17 protein-coding genes are annotated in these 20,100 nt (G+C 73.2%); 11 read left to right on the top strand and 6 right to left on the bottom strand.

Translation table 11 applies throughout. The annotated features are described in order from the left end of the window. Positions 1 to 258 precede the first annotated feature (258 nt). A complete protein-coding gene (locus M3666_RS00085; RefSeq protein ID WP_066652032.1) occupies positions 259 to 948 on the bottom strand; it encodes a metal-dependent transcriptional regulator in 690 nt (229 codons plus the stop codon). A 22-nt stretch (positions 949 to 970) separates the two neighbouring features. Here M3666_RS00085 and M3666_RS00080 point away from each other — a divergent pair, with 22 nt between their 5' ends. From M3666_RS00080 to M3666_RS00060, 5 genes are all read left to right on the top strand, one after another. Next, positions 971 to 1,852, top strand: coding sequence for a CPBP family intramembrane glutamic endopeptidase (locus M3666_RS00080; RefSeq protein ID WP_251154121.1), 882 nt, complete (start codon positions 971 to 973; stop codon positions 1,850 to 1,852). Positions 1,853 to 2,065: 213 nt separating this feature from the next. Further along, a complete protein-coding gene (locus M3666_RS00075; RefSeq protein WP_251154120.1) occupies positions 2,066 to 3,865 on the top strand; it encodes a phosphatase PAP2 family protein in 1,800 nt (599 codons plus the stop codon). A 149-nt stretch (positions 3,866 to 4,014) separates the two neighbouring features. Continuing rightward, positions 4,015 to 4,890 (top strand): L,D-transpeptidase, encoded by an 876-nt coding sequence (locus tag M3666_RS16945; RefSeq protein ID WP_251154119.1) that lies wholly within the window; start codon positions 4,015 to 4,017, stop codon positions 4,888 to 4,890. 29 nt (positions 4,891 to 4,919) lie between these two features. After that, positions 4,920 to 5,816, top strand: a complete 897-nt coding sequence (locus M3666_RS00065; protein ID WP_251154118.1) for a UbiA family prenyltransferase — start codon at positions 4,920 to 4,922, stop codon at positions 5,814 to 5,816. Beyond that, on the top strand, positions 5,813 to 7,261 hold the full coding sequence (locus M3666_RS00060; protein WP_251154117.1) for an FAD-dependent oxidoreductase: 1,449 nt from the start codon (positions 5,813 to 5,815) through the stop codon (positions 7,259 to 7,261). The genes M3666_RS00065 and M3666_RS00060 overlap by 4 nt, the downstream gene beginning before the upstream one ends. Positions 7,262 to 7,280: 19 nt before the next feature. On the opposite strand, the gene M3666_RS00055 is transcribed toward M3666_RS00060, so the two are convergent. After that, the gene (locus M3666_RS00055; RefSeq protein ID WP_058730132.1) at positions 7,281 to 8,078 is read right to left on the bottom strand and encodes an HAD-IIA family hydrolase; all 798 of its coding nucleotides are present in this window, start codon (positions 8,076 to 8,078) and stop codon (positions 7,281 to 7,283) included. 138 nt (positions 8,079 to 8,216) lie between these two features. Here M3666_RS00055 and M3666_RS00050 point away from each other — a divergent pair, with 138 nt between their 5' ends. The 4 genes from M3666_RS00050 to M3666_RS00035 all read left to right on the top strand — a co-directional run bounded on the left by M3666_RS00050 (position 8,217) and on the right by M3666_RS00035 (position 10,955). Then, entirely contained in the window at positions 8,217 to 8,963 is a 747-nt protein-coding gene (locus tag M3666_RS00050; protein ID WP_209684094.1) for a TetR/AcrR family transcriptional regulator, read from the top strand. After that, complete coding sequence (locus M3666_RS00045; protein WP_251154116.1) at positions 8,960 to 9,826, top strand: DUF3592 domain-containing protein; 867 nt, start codon at positions 8,960 to 8,962, stop codon at positions 9,824 to 9,826. The genes M3666_RS00050 and M3666_RS00045 overlap by 4 nt, the downstream gene beginning before the upstream one ends. Positions 9,827 to 9,884: 58 nt before the next feature. Further along, the gene (locus M3666_RS00040) at positions 9,885 to 10,196 is read left to right on the top strand and encodes a DUF4190 domain-containing protein (RefSeq protein WP_066652049.1); all 312 of its coding nucleotides are present in this window, start codon (positions 9,885 to 9,887) and stop codon (positions 10,194 to 10,196) included. An 87-nt stretch (positions 10,197 to 10,283) separates the two neighbouring features. After that, positions 10,284 to 10,955: a TrmH family RNA methyltransferase gene (locus M3666_RS00035; protein ID WP_374109564.1), complete on the top strand. Its 672-nt coding sequence runs from the start codon at positions 10,284 to 10,286 to the stop codon at positions 10,953 to 10,955. A gap of 166 nt (positions 10,956 to 11,121) precedes the next feature. Here M3666_RS00035 and M3666_RS00030 read toward each other — a convergent pair whose 3' ends face one another. The 4 genes from M3666_RS00030 to M3666_RS00015 all read right to left on the bottom strand — a co-directional run bounded on the left by M3666_RS00030 (position 11,122) and on the right by M3666_RS00015 (position 15,908). Then, positions 11,122 to 12,141, bottom strand: coding sequence for a LacI family DNA-binding transcriptional regulator (locus tag M3666_RS00030; protein WP_251154115.1), 1,020 nt, complete (start codon positions 12,139 to 12,141; stop codon positions 11,122 to 11,124). 331 nt (positions 12,142 to 12,472) lie between these two features. Continuing rightward, positions 12,473 to 14,542: a YhgE/Pip domain-containing protein gene (locus M3666_RS00025; RefSeq protein WP_251154114.1), complete on the bottom strand. Its 2,070-nt coding sequence runs from the start codon at positions 14,540 to 14,542 to the stop codon at positions 12,473 to 12,475. Next, positions 14,539 to 15,255: a hypothetical protein gene (locus M3666_RS00020; protein ID WP_251154113.1), complete on the bottom strand. Its 717-nt coding sequence runs from the start codon at positions 15,253 to 15,255 to the stop codon at positions 14,539 to 14,541. The genes M3666_RS00025 and M3666_RS00020 overlap by 4 nt, the downstream gene beginning before the upstream one ends. Beyond that, a complete protein-coding gene (locus M3666_RS00015) occupies positions 15,252 to 15,908 on the bottom strand; it encodes a TetR/AcrR family transcriptional regulator (RefSeq protein WP_066657692.1) in 657 nt (218 codons plus the stop codon). Before M3666_RS00015 ends, M3666_RS00020 begins: the two co-directional genes overlap by 4 nt. A gap of 158 nt (positions 15,909 to 16,066) precedes the next feature. On the opposite strand from M3666_RS00015, the gene M3666_RS00010 reads away from it, so the two are divergent. After that, entirely contained in the window at positions 16,067 to 19,726 is a 3,660-nt protein-coding gene (locus M3666_RS00010) for a S8 family serine peptidase (RefSeq protein ID WP_251154112.1), read from the top strand. Between the two features lie 135 nt (positions 19,727 to 19,861). Then, positions 19,862 to 20,032: a hypothetical protein gene (locus M3666_RS00005; RefSeq protein WP_153257418.1), complete on the top strand. Its 171-nt coding sequence runs from the start codon at positions 19,862 to 19,864 to the stop codon at positions 20,030 to 20,032. Positions 20,033 to 20,100 lie beyond the last annotated feature (68 nt).

The following is a 20,100-nucleotide window of genomic DNA, read 5'->3' as shown; positions in this document are numbered from 1 at the left end:
TGACCTGCCGTCGGCGGCCGTTCCGGTCGCACGACGTGCCGTCGGCGGCGGAGGTGAGCGGCATGTCGTGCGACGGGAATCGTGGGACAGGAGGCTCGGGGCGGGCTGGCACCGGGCCTCCCGTCCGTTCGTGGGCACCAGCCGCATCGAACGGGCAGGACGTGCCGCGCGCGTCCCGTCGGGCGGGCAGGATCCGTCGGCAGGAGCCGCCGAGTGTGACAGGAAGTGCCCGCTCGGCGAGCGGGCGGGCGGCTGGCGTCAGTCGGCGTCGGGGGCGAGCCAGATGGCGGAGGCGGCGGCGGCGGGCAGGTCGACGAGGGACTCCTCGCCGTCGGGAGCCCGCCGGCTGACGGCGATCACACCCGCGTAGTCGCGGACACGCTCGACGCGCAGGTGCGTGCCCAGTGCGACCCCGAGCTCGTCGAAGTACCGGAGCAGGGCCGGGTCGTCGTCGGACACCCGGTCCACGACCCCGCAGGCTCCGGGTTCGACCGAGCCGAGCAGCGTGCCCGCCGACGACGGGACCGACCCGTCCGTCGCCGGGATCGGGTCACCGTGCGGGTCGTGCGTCGGGTGGCCGAGGTCGGCGTCGACCCGCTCGAGGAACGTCTCGGACACCGCGTGCTCGAGCGCCTCGGCCTCGGTGTGGACCTCGTCCCACGAGTAGCCGAGCCGCTGCACCAGGTACGTCTCGATGAGCCGGTGGCGACGGACCATCGCCACGGCGACCTGCTGCCCGAGCGGGGTGAGCACGACGCCGTAGTAGGGGGTGTGCTCGATGAGGCCGTCGCGGTCGAGCTTGCGGAGGTTCCCCGACACCGTCGACGCCGAGACCCCGAGGGCCGCCGCGATGTCCCGCGTCGCGAGCCCCTCGCCGCCGCGCTCGGTCGACTTCCACACGAGCTTCACGTAGTCCTCCGCCATGACGGACAGGGAGGGCAGGCGCATGCGTCAATGGTACAAACGGCGGGTGACCACCACCGCACCCGTCCGACGTCGTCGCTGGCCGGTGCCCCCGTCGCTCCTGCTCGGCCTCGCGCCGCTCGTCGCCTTCGCGGCCGTCAGCGCCTGGCGCTCGCGGCCGAGCGACGACTACAGCACGCTCGGGCAGACCGTCGAGGGCGTCCTCGGGGCACTCGTGGTGCCGGAGGGCATCGCGGTGTTCGTGCTCTGCGTCTACGTCACCGCGCTGGGCTGGTGGCCGATCGCGACCACTGACCGTCGTCGGACGGCACTCCGGTGGACGCTCACGGCCCCGGCGTTGATCGCAGCCGTGTGCGTCGCCCGGCTCCCGCTCGTCGAGTGGGGCGCCCAGCCGGTGCGGTACTTCCTGCTGCTCGCGGTCGGGGTCCTCTTCGTGGGGGTGTTCGAGGAGCTGCTCACCCGCGGCGTGCTGCTCGTCGGGCTCCGGCGGCGGCTGCCCGAGTTCGGCGTGTGGATCGCGTCGTGCGTGCTGTTCGGGCTGCTGCACTTCCTCAACGTCCTCGCCGGCGCTGGGGTCGGTGCGACCGTCGTGCAGGTCGTCTTCGCGGCGTCGTTCGGCTCGACGCTCTACCTCGCCCGCCGGCTCACCGGGAACCTGCTCGCTCCCGTGCTGCTGCACGCCTTCTGGGACTTCGGGTCGATCGCGGTGTCGGCCACCGTGCCGACGCAGGACCTGGTGCGGATGGTGCCCGTCGGGCTCCTCGGACTGTTCGCGTTCGCGGTGCTCGCCCTCGGGGTGGTCGCCGGCGGCGTGGTCGCATGGCGGGACGACCGGGGTCGCCGCCTGCTGCGCCGGTGGCGGTCGGTGCCGCCCGTGGGGGCGCCCGCGGTGCAGGGGGACGAGCCGCGCCTCCCGACCGCCGTCTGACCCGACCGTCCGCGCTCAGGTGCCGGGCCCGGCGGGTGCCGCCGGGCCGACTCGTCCACGAGGGCGACGGGCTGTGAATGCGCACAGCCTGCGGCCCGGTTCACCCCCGGGTGGGGGACCGTTCGCCGTCCGGCAACCACCCGTCCCTAGGTTCGCCCTGTTTCCACACCGGTACAACAGGAAGGGGCGTCGCCCCCGGGCGACCACCACCACATGCGCAGATCCACCGTCCGCGGCGTGACCGTCGCCACCGTCGCGACCGCACTCGTGCTCGGGTCACCGCTCGCCGCGCAGGCCGCGACGTACCCGAGCGACTCCACCGAGCCCGACCTGGTGTCGCTGCTCAGCGGGTACGACCAGTACTGGACGTCGAGCGGGAAGAACGACCTGCACGGCACCGTGGACGACCCGGTGACGCTGGCGAAGAACGACCAGCTGACGTCGTGGATCAACCAGCACGCGACGACGGCGCAACAGTTCCGGGCGCTGCAGGACGCCGAGTACGACAACGCGACGAACACCGCCTACGACCAGTCCTTCACCGTGTCGCAGGGGCTCGGCGAGACGCTGAGCAAGCTGTTCGTGCAGGGGCGCAACGACGGCGACCTGCCGCTCGTCGACGCGCTCATCAACTCGTCGAACGGTACGAGCGGCGCCTACGTCGGCACCGGCGACGCGAAGGCCCACTACAGCTACCCGCGGCCGTACCTGCCGGCCGACACCGCGGCGACGCTGCCCGCCGGTGACGACACGGCCAGCTGCAACCCGGCGACCGTGAACGCGTCGTCGCTCGCCGCGAACCGCACCGGCACGGCCTGGGCGGACGCGAAGGGCAACCTCACGATCACACGGGTGCGGGCCACGACCGACACCACGCACGAGTTCTCGCCGAACGACGTCGTGCTCGACGCCGGCTACGGCCAGAAGGGCATCTGCACCGGCGGCTCGTACCCGTCCGGGCACACCACCACGGCGTACCAGGCGGGCATCACCCTCGCCACGCTCGTGCCCGAACTCGCGCCGGAGATCCTCGCCCGCACGTCCGAGGCCGGCAACGACCGCATCGTCCTCGGCGTCCACTACCCGCTCGACATCATGGGCGGACGCATCGACGGCGAGGCCGCCCTCGCCGCCCGCTGGTCCGACACGCAGTACCGCACCGAGGTCCTCGAGCCGGCCCGCGCCGAGCTCACGGCGTACCTCGAGGCGACGTGCGGCGACACCCTCGCGAACTGCATCGCCGCGGAGCGGCCCTACACCGACGACCCCTACGGCGGCCAGGCGATGCCCGGCGGCACCGCGCAGGTCGTCACCGACCGGGCCTCGGCCGTGCAGGTCTACCGCGAGCGCATGACCTACGGCTTCGCGCAGACCGGCACCGCGGGTCTCGCCCCGTCGGTCCCCACCGGCGCGTCGAACCTGCTCCTGTCGACCTTCCCGACCCTGACCGACGCGCAGCGCACGCAGGTGCTCGCGCAGACCGAGATCGCCTCGGGTCACCCCCTCGACCAGTCCGGCTCCGCGAACGGCTCGTGGGAGCGGCTCGACCTCGCGGCCGCGACGAGCGCGACCGTCGCCGTCGGCGCGGACGGCACCGCGACGGTCGTCTCGACCGGTGGGCAGGCCCGCGTCGTCTCCGGCGTGCTGACCGCCCCCGAGGGCACCTCCGTGCAGGCCGGGAAGACGATCGCGCTCGCCGGCACCGGACTCCCCGCCGGCGCCACCCTGCAGGTCGTCCTGCGGTCCGACCCGGTCACGGTCGGCACGCTCACGGTCGGTCCGGACGGCACCGCGACCGGCTCGGTCGTGATCCCCGCGGACGCTCCGGTCGGCGCGCACACGCTCGACCTCGCCGACGCGTCGGGCGCCTCGGTGCTCGTGACGCCGCTCGCGATCACCGTGACCGCGGCGTCGAACGCGGGCGGCTCGACCGGCGGCGCGGGCACGGCGGGCGGCACCGGCGCCACCGGGACCGTCCCCGCCGGCGTGCACCTGCCGGTCGTCAGCGGCTGACCCACCGGACGGGAGGCGCGCAACCGGACCGTCACGTGCCTCCCGTCCGCACCCACCCGACGGGAGGCGCGGGACCGCCCCGCCCCGCGCCTCCCGTCCGCCGCCCCTGACCGCTCACCCCCCCCCCCCTCGCACCACCGGAGGCCCCCGTGCCGTACCCCAAGACCTGGACCACCGTCGGCATCGCCGCCGTCGTGGTCGCCGCCGCCGCGATCGCCGTCCCGGTGCTGACCGGCGCGACCGGCGGCGACGCCGTCCCCGCCGCGGCGGACCGCACCCCCACGGCCACGGCGCGCACGGTGCCGAGCGTCCCCGACGTCGCCGCAGCGGCGCTCGCCGCGCTGCCCGAAGCGCGCTACTCGGCCGTGGTCGACGGCCTGCTGCCCGTCGACCGGACGGTGTCGTCCGCCGAGGTCTTCCACCTCCGCACCGACGCACCGCTCTTCGGGTCCGATCGGCAGCGCCCTGTCGCGCGCTTCGCGGCCACCGACTTCCTCGGCCAGCCGACGACGGTCGTGGGACTGCGGCACGAGGGGGACTGGGAGCTCGTCCTCACGCCGGCGCGTCGGGAGCTGCCCTCGGCGGCCGACGGACACGCCGCCGCGCAGACGGCCGCGTGGGTGCCGCGGACGGCACTCGTGCAGCAGGTGACACCGACGTCGCACGTGGTCATCTCGACGGCCGACCAGACCGTGTCCATCGAGTCCTCGTCCGGACGGGTCACCCGGAGCTTCCCCGCGGGGGTGGGCACCTCCGACACCCCGACGCCGACCGGCGTGACGGGGTACCTGGAGCAGCGGTACGTCGACCCCTCGCAAGGGACGGGCGACCACGCGATCCAGCTGACGTCGCTGCACTCGAGCGCAGCCGACGAACCGTACGGCGGGTCGGACGGCGGGCTCATCGGCCTGCACTGGAACGCGGCGGCCTCGGGAGCGGTGTCCCACGGGTGCGTGCGGCTCTCCGCTGAGGGGGTCGCGGCGCTCGACGCCCTGCCGCTCGGAACGCTCGTGACGGTGGAGTAGCACGGGCACCGCCGGGTACGCTCGGGCCGGTGACCGACGGGACCGGACAGTTGCCCAGGACCCTGCGGTCCGGGGCCGGTGCGACCGTGCGCCGACTGGTGCACGTCTCGCGTCCGGTCCTGTGGATCAACACGATCGGCTCGGGGCTGGTCGCCGTGTGGCTCACCGGCGCGCTGTTCGACCTGCGGGCGCTGCCGATCCTGATCTGGCTGACGCTGCCGTTCAACCTGCTCATCTACGGCGTCAACGACGTCTTCGACCAGGACACCGACGCGACGAACCCCCGCAAGGGGTCCATCGAGGGTGCCAGGATCCGGCAGTCGGAGGTCCGACTCATCGTCTGGGCGGTCGCCGTGGTCAACGTGCCGTTCCTCGTCGCGTTCCTGCTGACGCTGCCGCCGCTCGCGAACGCCGCGATCCTGCTCTACGCGGTCGTCTTCGTCTGCTACTCCGCGCCACCGGTGCGCTTCAAGGCCCGGCCGTACCTCGACTCGCTGAGCAACGCGGCGTACGCGCTGCCGCTGGTCATCGTGCCGCTCGCCCTCGAGGAGGAGCCGACGTGGCCCGCCGCGCTGGGACTGATGGCCTGGAGCGTCGCCAAGCACGCCTTCGACGCCGTGCAGGACATCGTCGAGGACCGTGACGCGGGCATCACCACGACCGCGGTCCGGCTCGGACCCCGGGGGACCGCGCTGTGGAGCGGCGCCTGGTGGGTGGTGTCGACGGTGTTGTTCGCGGTGGTGAGCATCCCGGTGGCCGCCGTCAACCTGCTCATCGCCGGCATCCTCGTCGTGTGCCTGCTGCGCGCCCCGTCGCCGGAGACCGGTCACCGCCTGTACCGCCTGTCGGTCGCCTTCCCGTACATCGCGGGGTCCTTCGCCGGGGTGCTGCTCCTGGTGTCCATCGTGCTCGGAGGTGCCCGGTGAGTCGTGTCGTCGTCGTCGGAGGCGGGATCGGTGGGCTCACCGCCGCCGCCCTGCTCGCCCGTGCCGGGAACCGTGTGACCCTGCTCGAGGCGTCGGACCGGCTCGGGGGCAAGAGCCGTCGCATCCAGCTCGGGGCGGACCGGATCGACACCGGGCCGTCGCTCGTCACCTTCCCGGCGGTGTGGGACGAGCTGCTGCGGCGACTCGGCGGACGTTCCGGCGAGGACGGGCACCTCGACCTCGTGCGCATGCCCGAGGTCGGCCGGTACTTCCACCGGGGCGAGGAGACCGCGCTGCCGGTCGCGCCCGACCACCCCTGGTACCCGGCGTGGCGACGCTTCGCCGACCTGCACGCGCCGCTCGCCGACGACGTCACGCGGCTCCTGCTCGCCGACCCGCTCGACCGCTCGGCCCTGCCGGCCGTCCGTCGCCTGCTCTCCGTGTACGGCTCGCGGCTCACCACGCGTGCGTACCTCGACGGCCTGGCGTGGCTGCCGGACGGGCTGCGCGAGATCATCGCGATCCACACCCTCAACGCCGGGGTCTCACCCGCACGCACCCCTGCGCTCTACGCGAGCATGCCGGCGATCATGGCGGAGACCGGCGCGTGGGTGCCCCGCGGCGGCGTCTACGAGGTCGTGCTCGCGCTGCAGCGACTCGCCGAGGCCGCCGGCGTCGAGGTCCGCACCGGCGAGGCCGTCACCCGCATCGCGCGCGGTGGCGTCACCACCGAGGCCGCGCACCACCCCGCCGACCTGGTCGTCAGCGCCCTCGACGCCGACCGGCTCGCCGCGCTGACCCGTCCGTCCGGTCCGTCCGGTCCGTCCGCGATGTCCGCGATGTCCGCGCTGCCCCGCCCGCGCTCCCGCCCCAGAGCCTTGTCCTGCTCCGCCGTCGCGCTCTACGGCGTCCTGCGCGAGGAGCTGCCCGAGGACCTCGCGACGCACAGCGTGGTGCTGCCGACGAAGCCGGACGCACTGCACCGGAGCCTCGAGGCGGGCGACGAACCGGCGGACACGATGGTGTTCGTCAACCACTACCGCGCCGGCGAGCTCTCCCCGAACCCGCACGGCACCGTGGGCGTGCTGCTGACCGCACCCGCGGACGGGGCGCACTACGAGATCGACCACCCCTTCGTGCGGCGGGAGGTCGACCGGGTGTCGGCAGCGCTGGGCCTCGACCGACCGATCACCGACCTGCTCGACGACCACGTGGTCCTCGACCCGCAGTACTACGGCACCGGGGGAGAACCGCACGGGGCGCTCTACGGGGCGGCCCGTCCGCCGTGGCAGAGCGGGCCGTTCCACCGCCCCTCGTACAACGACCGCTGGCGGCCGTGGCTGTGGCGGGTGGGGGCGTCGGTGCACCCCGGCGGCGGGATCCCGGCCGTCGTGGGCGGAGCGATGATCGCGACGGAGCGGCTGCTCCGGGCGAACCCGGTCTGAGCGCGCCTTCGCGCCCTCGCTAGAGCTCGACCTCGATCGGCTCCGCGCGGACGAGCTCGTGCACGCCGGCGATGACCTCGCTCGGGCGGAACGGGTACCGGTCGATCTCGGCCTGGTCGCTGATGCCGGTCATCACCAGGACGGTGTGGAGCCCGGCCTCGATGCCCGCCTGCACGTCGGTGTCCATGCGGTCGCCGATCATGCCCGTGTTCTCGGAGTGGGCCCCGATCCGGTTCATCGCCGAGCGGAACATCATCGGGTTCGGCTTGCCGACGACGTACGGCTGCTTCCCGGTGGCCTTCTCGATCATCGCGGCGATGGCCCCGGTCGCCGGCAGGACCCCCTCGGCACTGGGCCCGGTGGCGTCGGGGTTCGTCACGATGAACCGGGCACCGTCGCGGATGAGCCGGACGGCCTTGGTGATCGCCTCGAACGAGTAGTTGCGGGTCTCACCGACGACGACGTAGTCGGGCGCGGTCTCGGTCATGATGAACCCGGCCTCGTGCAGCGCCGTCGTCATGCCGGCCTCGCCGATCACGAACGCGGAGCCCCCCGGCATCTGCGAGCGGCAGAAGTCCGCCGTGGCGAGCGCCGACGTCCAGATGCGCTCCTCGGGGACCTCGAGACCCGACCACCGCAGCCGCGCGCTGAGGTCACGCGGCGTGAAGATCGAGTTGTTCGTCAGGACGAGGAACTCGGTCCCTTCGTCCAGCCACTGCTGGATGAGCTCGGGAGCGCCCGGCAGGGCCTGGTTCTCGTGGACGAGCACACCGTCCATGTCGGTCAGCCAGCACTCGACTTCGTCGCGGGTCGCCATGGGCCCAGCGTACTGTGGCCGCCGCTCGCCGGACCCGGTGGTCACCCGACTGTGGAGGACTGGCCGACCGGACACCGACCGGCGTTCGGCTTTGGGCTACGATTTTCGGGACACGTACCGGATCAAGGAGGCCTCCCCGTGCTCGTCGACCCCGGCAGCCCCACCGCACAGCCGCGCACCACGACCGACGGCCGTACCGGCGCGGGAGCGGCCGACGCCCCCACCGGGACGACACCGGCAGCCGAAACCGCCGCCGCGCCCCGTCGCCGCCGCGGTCGCCCCAACGTCCTGAGCCGACAGCAGGTGGTCGACGCCGCCACCGCCATCGCCAACGAGGAGGGCCTCGACCGCCTGTCCTTCCGCGCCCTCGGCGCGAAGCTCGGCGTCGCACCGATGACCGTGCACCGGACGATCGGCGGCCTCGACGACCTGCACGCCGAGCTCGTCCGTCGTACCGTCGACGAGTTCACGGCCACCTTCGTCTGGCCGGACGACTGGCGTTCGGTCGTCCACGTCTTCGCCTGCACCTTCCGCGACCTCATGCGCACCCACCCCCTCGTGCTCGAGTCGCACAGCCAGCGCGCCCCGCTCGCCTCCACCGAGTCCGACGCCGTCGTGGCGAAGGTCGTCGGGGCCCTGCAGCAGGCAGGTCTGCCGGAGCGCGAGGCCATGTACGCGTTCTTCGTGGTCTACGACTTCGTCGTCGGGCACGCCGGCGTGCAGGTCGGCCGCGGCGACTCCGAGGCCGGGCGCCCCGAGCGGCACCGCGTGGTCGGTGAGATCCTCGGCGAGCACTCGTACGACGACCGCTTCGCCCTGGGCCTCGAGATCATCACCGCCGGCATCGAGGCCCGCGTCCGCACGCACGGCACCACCGCGTCGTGAGCACGGTCGACCCGCAGCAGGCACGCCGCGAACGCGAGGCCCGGTACCGCGGCTCGACCACCGCCCTGACGATGACCGTCGTCGGTGCACTGCTGGTCGTCGCCGCGGGGGTGATCGGTGGACTCGCGGTGTCGGACTTCGTCCTGCGCTTCCGGATGATGACGGTCAACAGCATCTTCTCCGACAGCCCCGACCCGGAGACGCACCTGTGGGCGGCCCCGAGCGCGGTCGTCGGAACCCTGGTGGCCGTCGGCGTGTACACGCGGTGGAACCACCGGTGGTCCGGGCGCACCACCGACCTGGTCGGGCTCGGGCCGCTGCCGCTCTGGCTCGTCGGTGCCACCGCGTGCACCTGGTGGGCCACGACCACGCAGTGGCCCGCCCCGGACCGCGTCGGCGTGGCCGTCGACCCGACGTTCGGGCACGACGAGACGTGGGGCATCGGCAGCTGGATCCTGTACACCGCCGTGTGGTGGCTGCCGGGGCTCCTCACCGTCGTGACCGTCCTCGCGCTCGTGGCCGGCGGTGCCACGCGGGTCGGCCGCGGGAACCGTCGCGCCCGACTCACGGACGTGCTGGCGAACGGCCGTCGTACGACGGGCGAGGTCACCGCGATCAGCGGCGGCACGACCCCGGACGCGTCGCGCACGCTGCTGCGGTGGACGTTCTCGTTCGTGGATCTGCACGGCGTCCGGCGCTGGGTCGAGCGGACCGAGGGCTTCACCCACGGCACCGCCCCGGTGCTCGGTGGGACGGTCACCGTGCTCCACGACCCGGCCCGCCCCGGCGACCGCAAGCGCATCTTCACGACGACCGGCAGCGGTGACGACCCCGAGGACTACCTGCGCCCCGGCACGACCTGAGGCCGGACGAAGATTGGCACTTCTCCACGAAAACGCGGCGCTCCTAGGCTCGTCAGCCGTGTCAGAACAGAACGTCCAGCCCCAGCAGCACCCGTACCAGCCGTACGCGACGGCACCGGCCGCCCCGCAGCGCACGAACACCCTCGCGATCATCGCGCTCGTGGCGGCGTTCGTCGCGCCGATCGTCGGGTTCGTCCTCGGCTTCGTCGCGATGTCCCAGGCGAAGAAGCGTGACGAGGGCGGCCGTGGCCTGGCGCTCGCCGCGGTCATCGTCGGCGGGGTGATCACGGTCTTCTACGCCGTGCTCTTCATCGCGCTCGTCGCGGTCGCGATGTCCGAGCCGTCGGTCACGTACCCGACGTCGTACTGACCGTCGGCTGACGGCGGTCGCCGGACGGGAGGCGCGGGGCACGCGCCCTACGCTGGTCACGTGACCGAGCGCCTCCCGTCCGACCCCCTGGTCCCGTCGACGGGACCGGCGCAGCCGGACGGTCCCACGCTGCCACCGACCCACGAGGCCACGACGAACGGCGTCGGGCCGCACCCCGAGCCCTGGCCGGACGACCCCCGGCTCGACCCGGAGCTGCTCGCCGCCGGGGACACCCGCAACGTCGTCGACCGCTTCCGGTACTGGTCGATGGACGCCATCGTCGCCGAGCTCGACACCCGCCGGCACGCCTTCGACGTCGCGATCGAGAACTGGCAGCACGACCTCAACATCGGGTCGATCGTGCGGAGTGCGAACGCGTTCCTCGCCGGCACCGTGCACGTCATCGGTCGGCGGCGCTGGAACAAGCGCGGGGCGATGGTCACCGACCGGTACCAGCACGTGCGGTACCACCCGGACGTCGCGGCGTTCCTGGCCGCGATGCACGAGGAGGGCCGGCCGGTCGTCGCGATCGACAACACCCCGGGTGCCGAGCGCATCGAGACCGCGGCGATCCCGGAGCGCTGCGTGTTCCTGTTCGGGCAGGAGGGACCCGGGCTCACCGACGAGGCCGTCGCCGGTGCGGACGCCCACCTCGAGATCACGCAGTTCGGGTCGACGCGGAGCATCAACGCCTCGGCCGCGGCGGCGATCGTCATGCACGCGTGGGTCGTCCAGCACGCGGTCCTGCCCACGGACTGACGCGCTCGCCGCGGGGCCGCGGGGCCGCCGGGCCGCCGGGGCCGCCGGGCCGGCGGGGCTGCGCACGAGACTCGGCTCCGCGGACACGTTCGCGACGCCGGGGCCGCGAACGTGTCCGCTCAGACGAGTCTCGTGCGCGCGGGCGGCGCGGGCGGGCTTGCTCGCGTCAGCGCGGAGCGGTCGTGCGGCGGGCGACGAGCCGGGGCTCGACCAGGGTCTCCTGCGCCGGAGCGGTCGGGTCGGCGATCCGGGCGAGCAGGCGCTCCCCGGCGCCACGGCCGATCTCCACGCTGCGGTCGTCGATGCTCGTCAGGCCGACGTAGGACGACGCCGCGAGCGGGGTGTCGTCGTAGCCCATCACCGACACGTCCTCGGGGACGCGCAAGCCCCGTGCGGCGAGCCCCGACATCGCACCGAGCGCCATGACGTCGTTCGCGGCGAACACCGCGGTGACGTCGGGGTGGGCGTCGAGCAGGTGCCCGACGGCCTCGGCGCCGGCCTCCTCGGTGGGTTCCACGGGCATGACGTGGGTGGCGAGCGAGGCGGGCGACGGGGCGGAGGTGATCCGTGCCTCCAGGCCGGTGAGCCGCTCCGCGGACGCAGCCGAGCGCCCGCCGACGAAGCCGATGCGCGTGTGGCCGAGCGCGAGCAGGTGCTCGGCGGCCATCCGACCACCGGCGCGGTCGTCGTTCGCGACGGTGTCGGCGCGGGGGAGCACCGCACGACCGCCGGCGACGACGACGGGCATGCTCGCCGGGATCGCGAGGTCGGTGTCGGGCTCGCCGGCGATGACGATGCCCTCGACGCGCATGGACAGGAAGCCCTCGACGGGTGAGGCGTCGAGCCCGGTGTTGAGGAAGCGGTCGGCGACGACGAGGCGGTGCCCCTGGTCCTGCAGCGCCTCGCGCAGGCCGGTGAGCAGGTCGACGAACCACTGGTTGCGGAAGTCGTCGAGCACGACGCCGATCGTGCGGCTGCGGGTGCCGGCGAGGGACACGGCCGCGGTGCTCGGGCGGTAGTCGAGTTCCTGGATGGCCCGCAGGACGGCCTCGCGGCGCTGGTCGCTGACCTTCGGGGACCGCTGGAGCACGAGCGAGACGAGGGACTTCGAGACCCCTGCGCGGGCGGCGACGTCGTAGATGGTCGCCGGTTTGCCGTCTGCGGTGGCGGACCTGCCGTCTCCCATGATCTCCCTCGACCCGTCGTGGTGTCCCTCGATCGTAGCGGCCCCGACTCGAGCGGTTGTCAGGACATGGTGGGTCGACCGGGGTGGGTGGGGTGCGGTGGGGCGAGCGCGGGGTGTCCGGCGTGCTCGCGGGGCGGAGGTGGCGCGGAGGCGGCGTGTGGTGCTGGGTGCTCGCGCACCACCGGAAGCACGTCGCGCCACGGAACCGCGTGGCGCGACGTGCTTCTCGTTGTGCTGACGGCCGAGCCGCCCCGAGCGCCGAGCGCCGCCCGCGCCGCGCCCGCGCCGCGCCCGCGCCGCCCGCGCCGCCGCGCTCCGCGCCGCGCCCGCGCTACCCGATCAGGCTCGGCCGCAGGTCGCGCAGCGTCCGTGAGCGGGTCTGCCGCGCCGTGACGACGTACGACACGAGCAGCGCGCCGAGCAACCAGCACGCGAGCACCCCCGCGTCCGACCACACCACCGCGAACGACCCGCCGTACATCGTCTGCCGGATCGCGTCGACGGAGTAGGTCATCGGGAGCGCGAAGTGCAGCGCCGCCAACGGCCCCGGCAGCGTCTGCCACGGGAAGGTCCCGCCGGCGGTCACGAGCTGCACGAGCATGAGCACCAGGCCGAGGAACTGCCCGACCGAGCCGAGCAGCACGTTGAGCGCCATGATGATCGCCGCGAAGGTCGCCGAGGCGAGCACCATCACGGCCACCGTCGACCCGGCGTGCACCACGTCGAGGTCGAGCGCGAACCGCACGATCAGGAACAGCGCCGCCATCTGCACGACCCCGAGGAGCGCCGGGGTGAGCCAGCCGCCGAGCACCACGCGCAGCGGCTTCTGCACGGCGGTGATCGCCCGCTTGGAGATCGGCTTGAGGATGAGGAACAGCGCGTACATGCCGATCCAGGCGGCGAGCGAGATGAAGAACGGAGCGAGGCCGGCGCCGTAGTTCGACGCGGCGGCGACGTTGTCGTCGCCGACCTTGACCGGGTCCGAGATCACGGACGCCTGCGACGAGCGCTGGGCGGCGGTCGACGCCGGGATCCTCGTGCGTCCCTGGTCGAGCTTCGCGGCGAGCTCCTTCGAGCCGTCCTCGAGCTGGTCGACACCCGACGAGAGCTGCGAGGCACCGGACGCGGCCGACGCGGCACCGTCCGCGAGCGAGGCCGCACCGGAGGACAGCGTCGGTGCCGCGGCGGCGAGCTTCGACGTGCCCGCGGCGACCTGCGACGAGCCCGATGCGAGCTGCGAGGCGCCGCTCGACGCCGATGCGATGCCGTCCGCGAGCTGCGGCGACGCCGAGGCCAGCGCCGACGTGCCGGCCGCGACCTGGGCCGACCCGTCGCGGAGCTGGTCGACGGCCGACTTGGTCGACGCGTAGGTCTCCTTGGCCGAGGCGCCGGCGGTGTTCACGTCGCCGACCGCCTTCGTGATCGCCTCCTGCTGCGAGGGGGTCAGCGTGACGCCCTCCGGCAGGTTCGCGGTGATCTGCGCGAGCACCGTGGCGGCGTCCACCGGCTGCACCGCGTCGACGTCGGCGCTGACCGAGTCGACCTTCTCGGCGAGCGCGGCGTTCCCCGCGGCGACCCGCTGCGCGCCGTCGTTCAGCTGCGCGGTCTGCGCGGGCAGCGACGCGGTCTGCTGCTGTGCGGACTGCAGCCCGGACGCCAGGGTCGAGGCCCCGGACGCGACCTGCTGTGCGCCGCTGTCGAGCTGCGCGGTCTGCGACGGCAGTGCGGCGGTGCCGGAGGCGAGCTGCGATGCCCCGGCGGACAGCGCGGAGGTGCCGGACGCGAGCGAGGACGCGCCGTCGGCAGCCGTGGTCGCCCCCGATGCGAGCTGTCCCGCACCGTCGACGGCGTCGCCGAGGCTGTCCCGCACGTCGGCGAGTCCGACGAGCAGGGTCGTCGCCGCCTGCTTGCCGACCCGCTCGGCGACGGCCGTGCGCATGGTCTTGCCGGCCTGTTCCGCGATGGTCGAGGCGAGGTACGAGTTCGTGTCCGCGGTCGTCATGACGAGTTCGGCACGCTTCGGGTCGTCGCCCTGCGCCGACGCCAGGGCCTCGGAGAAGTCGTGCGGGATAGTCACGACGAAGTCGTACTTGCCGTTCCGCACGCCCGAGCGCGCGTCGGCCGCGGTCGTCTCGGTCCACTTGAAGTCGGCGCCGTCGATCGCCTCCTTCGTGACGTCCTCGCCGTAGTCGACCCGGTCGCCGTCGAGCGTCGCGCCGGCGTCCTGGTCGACGATCGCGGCCGGGATCTGGTCGAGCTTGGCGTACGGGTCGCGGTTCGCCCAGAGGTACGCGCCGCCGTAGAGCAGCGGCACCACCATGAGGGCGACGAACGCGAGCCGGGCGAGCGGCGTTGCGGTGAGGCGCGCCAGTTCGGCGCGGATGAGCGAGGGGATGGTCACGCGGGTGCCTCCGTCGGGACGGTTGCGGGAGTTTCGGGGTCGGAGGGGCCGGACGGGAGGCCCTGGTCGCCCCCGTCGGTCGAGGTCGCGTCGTCGGGACCCTCGGTGCGGATCGTGTCGAGCAGCTGCTCGACGGTGGCTGCGGCGGCCTTCGACGTCACGAGGACGACGGTGACGCCGCGCCGGGCGACGTCGCGCACGACCGCGAACCAGTCGGCCACGGCGCCGCCGTGCCGCTCGGGCGAGGTGAGCACGATGCCCGTGACCCCGTCCCGCAGCAGCGCGAGCTCGACGAGCAGCCGCACCCGCACGTCGGTCGGGACCCGCTGCACGTGCGTGTCGGCGTGGTCCCGCATGCCGAGCTCGTCGAGCACGGTGTCGACGTGGTCGCGCGAGGGGCGCTGCCCGGCGAACGCGAGTTCTTCGCGCACGACCTTCCGGAGCGTCATGACGGGGAACGGTTCGGCGACGCCCGGGGTGTCCACGAGCGCGAAGGCCGCGCGCACCGCTGCGGCGTCCTCGTGTCCGTCGAGCAGCACCCGCCCGGACTCGGGACGCATCCGCCCGCCGGCGATCAGGGACGCGAGCACCGGGGCCTGCTCGGTCTCGACGGCGACGACACCGGGGCGACCGGGAGCGGCGACGGCGGACACGACGGGCAGCGCGGCGCCGGGCTCGTCGCCGATGCCGACGTGGTCGAGTTCGAGCGTCATGCGCGGGTCTCCTGCTCGGTACGGGGTGCGGGTGCGGCGGGTTCGGACAGCAGCGCGGTGCGCCAGTCGATTCCGGCGGTGCCGAGCGCCGACAGCACGACCGTGCGGCGACCGGCTTCGTCGCTCGTGCCGGACCGGGTGGCCTCGTCGAGGACGGCGATGCACGCGGCCTCGACCAGGCGGGCGAGCGTGTCCGCGTCGACGTCGTCGCGCATCGAGCCCTCGTCGATGCCGAGCGCGCAGGCCGTGCGGACCTGTGCCCGCAGCGGCGCGAACACCTCGGCCACGGACTCGGCGAACGGGCTGCGCAGGGCGACGCGGGCCATGGAGCGCACGTGCGAGACCTCGGCCCAGAGCGTCACGGCGATCGCCGCGAGCCGTGCGGCGGGCGGGAGGTCGGCGAGCTCGGACGACGACGGCATCGCGCCGGCGATCCGTGCGGCGCCGCCGGTCACGACCTCGCGCACGAGGTCGTCGCGGGAGGGGAAGTGTCCGTAGACCGCACGGCGCGACAGGCCCGCGGCGGACGCGATGGTCTCGAGCGAGGCATCGGGGTCCTGCTGCAGGACGCTCCGTGCGGCCTCGATCAGGGCGGCCCGGTTCGCCGTCGCGTCCCGTCGGGGCGCGCGTCCGGGCTGGTCGGTGGTGGTCACGAGCACCATCGTAATAACGTGCACACGGCTGTGCAAGTTACGAGGTGGTGTACCCCCGAACGAGGGCCAGTCCTCCAAAGTGCGGACTGTTCCGCCTGTGAACGAACGCATAACTTCACAGGAATTCCCACCACGGACAGAGCCGAGGAGTGCGCCCTGTGACACGTGCAACACCGAACCGTGCAGTACCCGAGCAACCACCCACCACGGAGCGCACCACGCGGTCACGCGTCGCACGCATCCTGACCGCCGGCATCGCCGCCGTCGCCCTGTCGTGCGGCGGTCTCGCCGTGGGCGGCGCAGCGAACGCCGCGCCGAGCGGTCTCTCCGCCGCCGACCTCAAGCTCGCGGCGCCCCTGCGCGACGCCAAGCCCCAGAAGACGGTCGCGGCGTTCGTCCGCACGACCGGCCAGGGGGCCCTCGAGGTCGACGCGAAGGCGAAGGGCGGCGACCTGACGAAGTCGAAGACCCCGTCGTCCGCCGCGAAGGAGCGCGTGCAGGCGATCACGTCGACCGTCGACGCCGTCCGCGCCGCCGTCAAGCGGTCCGACGCGACGGCGACGGAGCTGTACTCGACCGAGTACACCGTCCCCGGTGTCGCCGTCGTCGCCGACGTCGACGCCCTGCGCGACATCGCCAGCCGGTCGGACGTCGAGAGCATCATCCCGCTCACGCCGAAGAAGATCGTCGACCCGACCCCGGGTGACGCGTCGAAGGCCCCGAGCGGCGTCGACCCCGACCTCGTGCAGCCGGGCGCGGACGGCGTCAGCCCGAAGAACGCCGCGAGCGACGTCTACACGCGCTCGCTCGACGCGTGGCAGCAGACCGGCCGCACCGGCAAGGGCGTCAACGTCGCCGTCCTCGACACCGGTCTCGACTACACCCAGGCCGACTTCGGCGGCCCCGGCACGACGGCCGCGTACGAGCAGGCCCTCGCGAGCACGAGCGCGCCGGACCCGAGCTGGTTCGACGCGAAGAAGTACCTCGGTGGCTACGACTTCGCCGGCCCCACCTACAACGCCGACTCCTCGAGCGCGGGCTACGACCCGACCCCGAAGCCGGACGCGAACCCGATCGACGGCAAGGGCGGCGACCACGGCACGCACGTGTCCGGCACCGCCGCGGGCTACGGCCTGACCGCGGACAAGAAGACGTTCCGCGGCGACTACACGAAGCTGACCAACCAGTCCGTCCAGGACATGTGGATCGGCCCGGGCACCGCGCCGGACGCCGGCCTCTACGCCCTCAAGGTGTTCGGTGACGGCGGCGGCTCGACCGACCTGACCGGTGCCGCGCTCGACTGGGTCGGCCAGGCCCTGACCGAGGGCAAGGACATCAACGTCCTCAACCTGTCGCTCGGTTCCGACTACGGCGCACCGGACGACCCCGACAACGCGAAGATCGACGCGCTCACCGCCCGCGGTGTCCTGCCCGTCATCGCCTCGGGCAACGCCGACGACTTCACCGACATCGGTGGCTCGCCGGGCAACGCCGAGGGTGCCCTCACCGTCGCCGCGAGCGCCACCGGGCAGTCGCTGTTCGACGGTGTCAAGGCCACCGCGCCGTCCGACGTCGCCGGCACCTACCGAGCGCAGTACTCGCAGAACTACCAGGGCACGCTGCCGGTGGAGGGCGACGTCGTCGTCCCGACCACGAACATCGACGGCTGCGCAGCGTTCAGCGCCGACGAGGCCGCGAAGATCAAGGGCAAGGTCGTCTGGCTGAAGTGGACCGACGGGGCGCTCGAGTGCGGCTCCGGTGTGCGCTTCACCAACGTGCAGGCAGCCGGCGGTGTCGGCGTCCTGCTGGCCGGGACGGTGACCAGCTTCGACTCGGGCATCGCGGGGAACGCGACCATCCCGGGTGCCGAGCTGACCTCGGACAGTGCTGCGAGCCTCCAGGCCGCCGCGACGGCCGGGACCCTGCACGTGCAGTTCGCCCAGGAGCTCAAGGGCTTCCAGCTGGCGACCGACCAGGCGAACGTGAACACGCTCGCCCCGTTCACCAGCCGTGGCGTGCACGGCTCGTTCGACGACATCGTCAAGCCGGACGTCGCCGGCCCCGGGGTCAACGTGATCTCCGCGGCCAACGGCACCGGTGACGGCCGCATGTCGATGAGCGGCACCTCGATGGCGACCCCGCACGTGGCCGGCATCGTCGCGCTGACGTTCCAGTCGCACCCGTCGTGGACGGCCCCGCAGGTCAAGGCTGCCGTGATGAACACCGCGACGCACGACGTTCGTCAGGGTGACCAGAACGCCACGCTGCTGCGCCAGGGCGCCGGCCGCGTCGACGCGCTGCAGGCGGTCACCGCGGGCACCACGGTGCGCAGCATCGAGAACGACCAGCTCGTCACCGCCTCGTACGGTGTCGTCGAGGTCAGCGGGAAGACCACCGAGTCCCGCACCCTGCAGATCCAGAACACCGACGGCCGTCCGCACACGTACGACGTGGCGTACCAGGCCCAGGTGGACCAGCCGGGTGTCGCGTTCTCGCTGAGCACGAAGCGGGTCACCGCTCCGGCGCACGGCACCGCGACCGTCAAGCTGACGTACACGATCGCCGACCCGACGCAGCTGCGTCGCGTCATCGACCCCACGCAGGAGTCGGTGCAGTCCGGCTACCAGCGTGAGTTCGTCGCCGCCGAGTCCGGTGTCGTGTCCTTCACGCCGACGGACGCGAAGCTGAACCCGATGCGCCTCGGTGCGTACGTCGCGCCGAAGCCGGTCAGCGCCGTGCACGGCAAGGACATCGCGTTCTCGGGCTCGACCACGACCGCGGAGCTCGCGCTCACCGGCCGCTCGGTCGACCAGGGCGACGCCGTGACCGGGTACCACTCGTCCGTCGCACCGTTCGTCCTGGGCGGGACCGACCCGCAGGAGCCGCTGCCCGCCGGTTCGGCGAAGCAGTCGCTGCAGGCCGCCGACGTCCGGGCCTACGGCGCGAACTACGACGAGGCATCCGACACGCTCGCCTTCGGCGTCCAGACCGCGGGTGCCGACGCGAACCCCGGCGCGGTGACCAACGTCGAGGTCCTCATCGACACGGACCGCGACGGTGAGCCGGACTACCTGGTCTACGACGCCAAGTCGGCCACGGTCGACGCGACGCTCGCCACCACGGTGGACCTCGCGACGGGCAAGACGGTCGACGCGCAGCCGCTCAACGGCGGCACCGCGGGACAGGACGTCAACACGTTCGACAGCGCCGTCAAGGTGCTGACGGTGTCGGCGTCGACCATCGGTGCGACCGGTCCGTTCGACTACTCGGTCCTGACCGAGTCGGCGTACGCCCCGGCCCTCGCCACCAGCGGCTCCAACGTCGTGGACGAGACCGACCCGGCGACGTACGACCCGTCGGCACCGGCGCTCACCTTCGCGCAGGGCACCCCAACCGGTGTGCTCTACGCGGACAAGGGCGCGCTGCAGGTCACGCGACAGGCCGACGCCACGAACGCCCGGGTCCTGCTGCTCCACCTCGGCAACGCGGTGGGCGACCAGGCCGACGTGCTCCAGGCGGCGCAGACCGCGCCGACGCTCACCCTCCGCGAGGGCAGCGCCGTCACGATCTCCGGCACCCCGAAGGTCGGCAAGACGCTCAAGGCGAAGCCCGGCTCGTGGGACGGCAAGAAGGTCTCGTACTCGTACCAGTGGCTCCGTGACGGCGTCGCGGTGCAGGGTGCGACGGACCAGCGCTACACGCTCGGCACGACGGACGCGGGGCACCGCTTCTCCGTCGAGGTGACGGCGAAGGCGACGGGCTACCAGGACGGCTCGGCGACCTCCGCCGAGACCGCGAAGGTGGCACCCCGCAAGTAGTTCTCGACACGAACGCCCCGTCGCCGGTCCGGTGGCGGGGCGTTCGCCGTTCCCGGTCGTCGAGCGGAGTGGTCCCGAGTGCGGCAATGGGACATGTAGTTAGGCAAACTAGGCAATAGATGGGAGAGTGAGGTCATGCGATCCCACACCTCCCTGATGCAGCTCCGGGCGAACCCGATGGAGTGGCGCCGCCGTGGGCTGACCCCGCCCGACGCGCTCCAGGCCATGGTCGAGGAGCGGCTCGCGCAGCCCGGTCACGCCCAGCCGGTGGGCGACCCGTCGTACCAGGACTTCTTCCGCGCCTGATCGCGGAACGCCACCACCACGACGGACGGGAGGCGGGGGGGCCCCGCCCTCGCCGCCCCCCGGGCCGT

Source organism: Curtobacterium sp. ODYSSEY 48 V2, from assembly GCF_023712625.1.
Classification (GTDB): domain Bacteria; phylum Actinomycetota; class Actinomycetes; order Actinomycetales; family Microbacteriaceae; genus Curtobacterium.
Note: the sequence above shows the minus strand (reverse complement) of the source record. Positions and strands in the feature narration are given on the sequence as shown.

Excerpts from the sequence above, each read along its gene's own strand:
- M3666_RS00055 (WP_058730132.1), bottom strand. The coding sequence starts at position 8,078 with ATGGCGACCCGCGACGAAGTCGAGTGCTGGCTGACCGACATGGACGGT.
- M3666_RS00020 (WP_251154113.1), bottom strand. The coding sequence starts at position 15,255 with ATGACGCTCGAACTCGACCACGTCGGCATCGGCGACGAGCCCGGCGCC.
- M3666_RS00030 (WP_251154115.1), bottom strand. The coding sequence starts at position 12,141 with ATGGGAGACGGCAGGTCCGCCACCGCAGACGGCAAACCGGCGACCATC.
- M3666_RS00075 (WP_251154120.1), top strand. The coding sequence starts at position 2,066 with ATGCGCAGATCCACCGTCCGCGGCGTGACCGTCGCCACCGTCGCGACC.
- M3666_RS00085 (WP_066652032.1), bottom strand. The coding sequence starts at position 948 with ATGCGCCTGCCCTCCCTGTCCGTCATGGCGGAGGACTACGTGAAGCTC.
- M3666_RS00005 (WP_153257418.1), top strand. The coding sequence starts at position 19,862 with ATGCGATCCCACACCTCCCTGATGCAGCTCCGGGCGAACCCGATGGAG.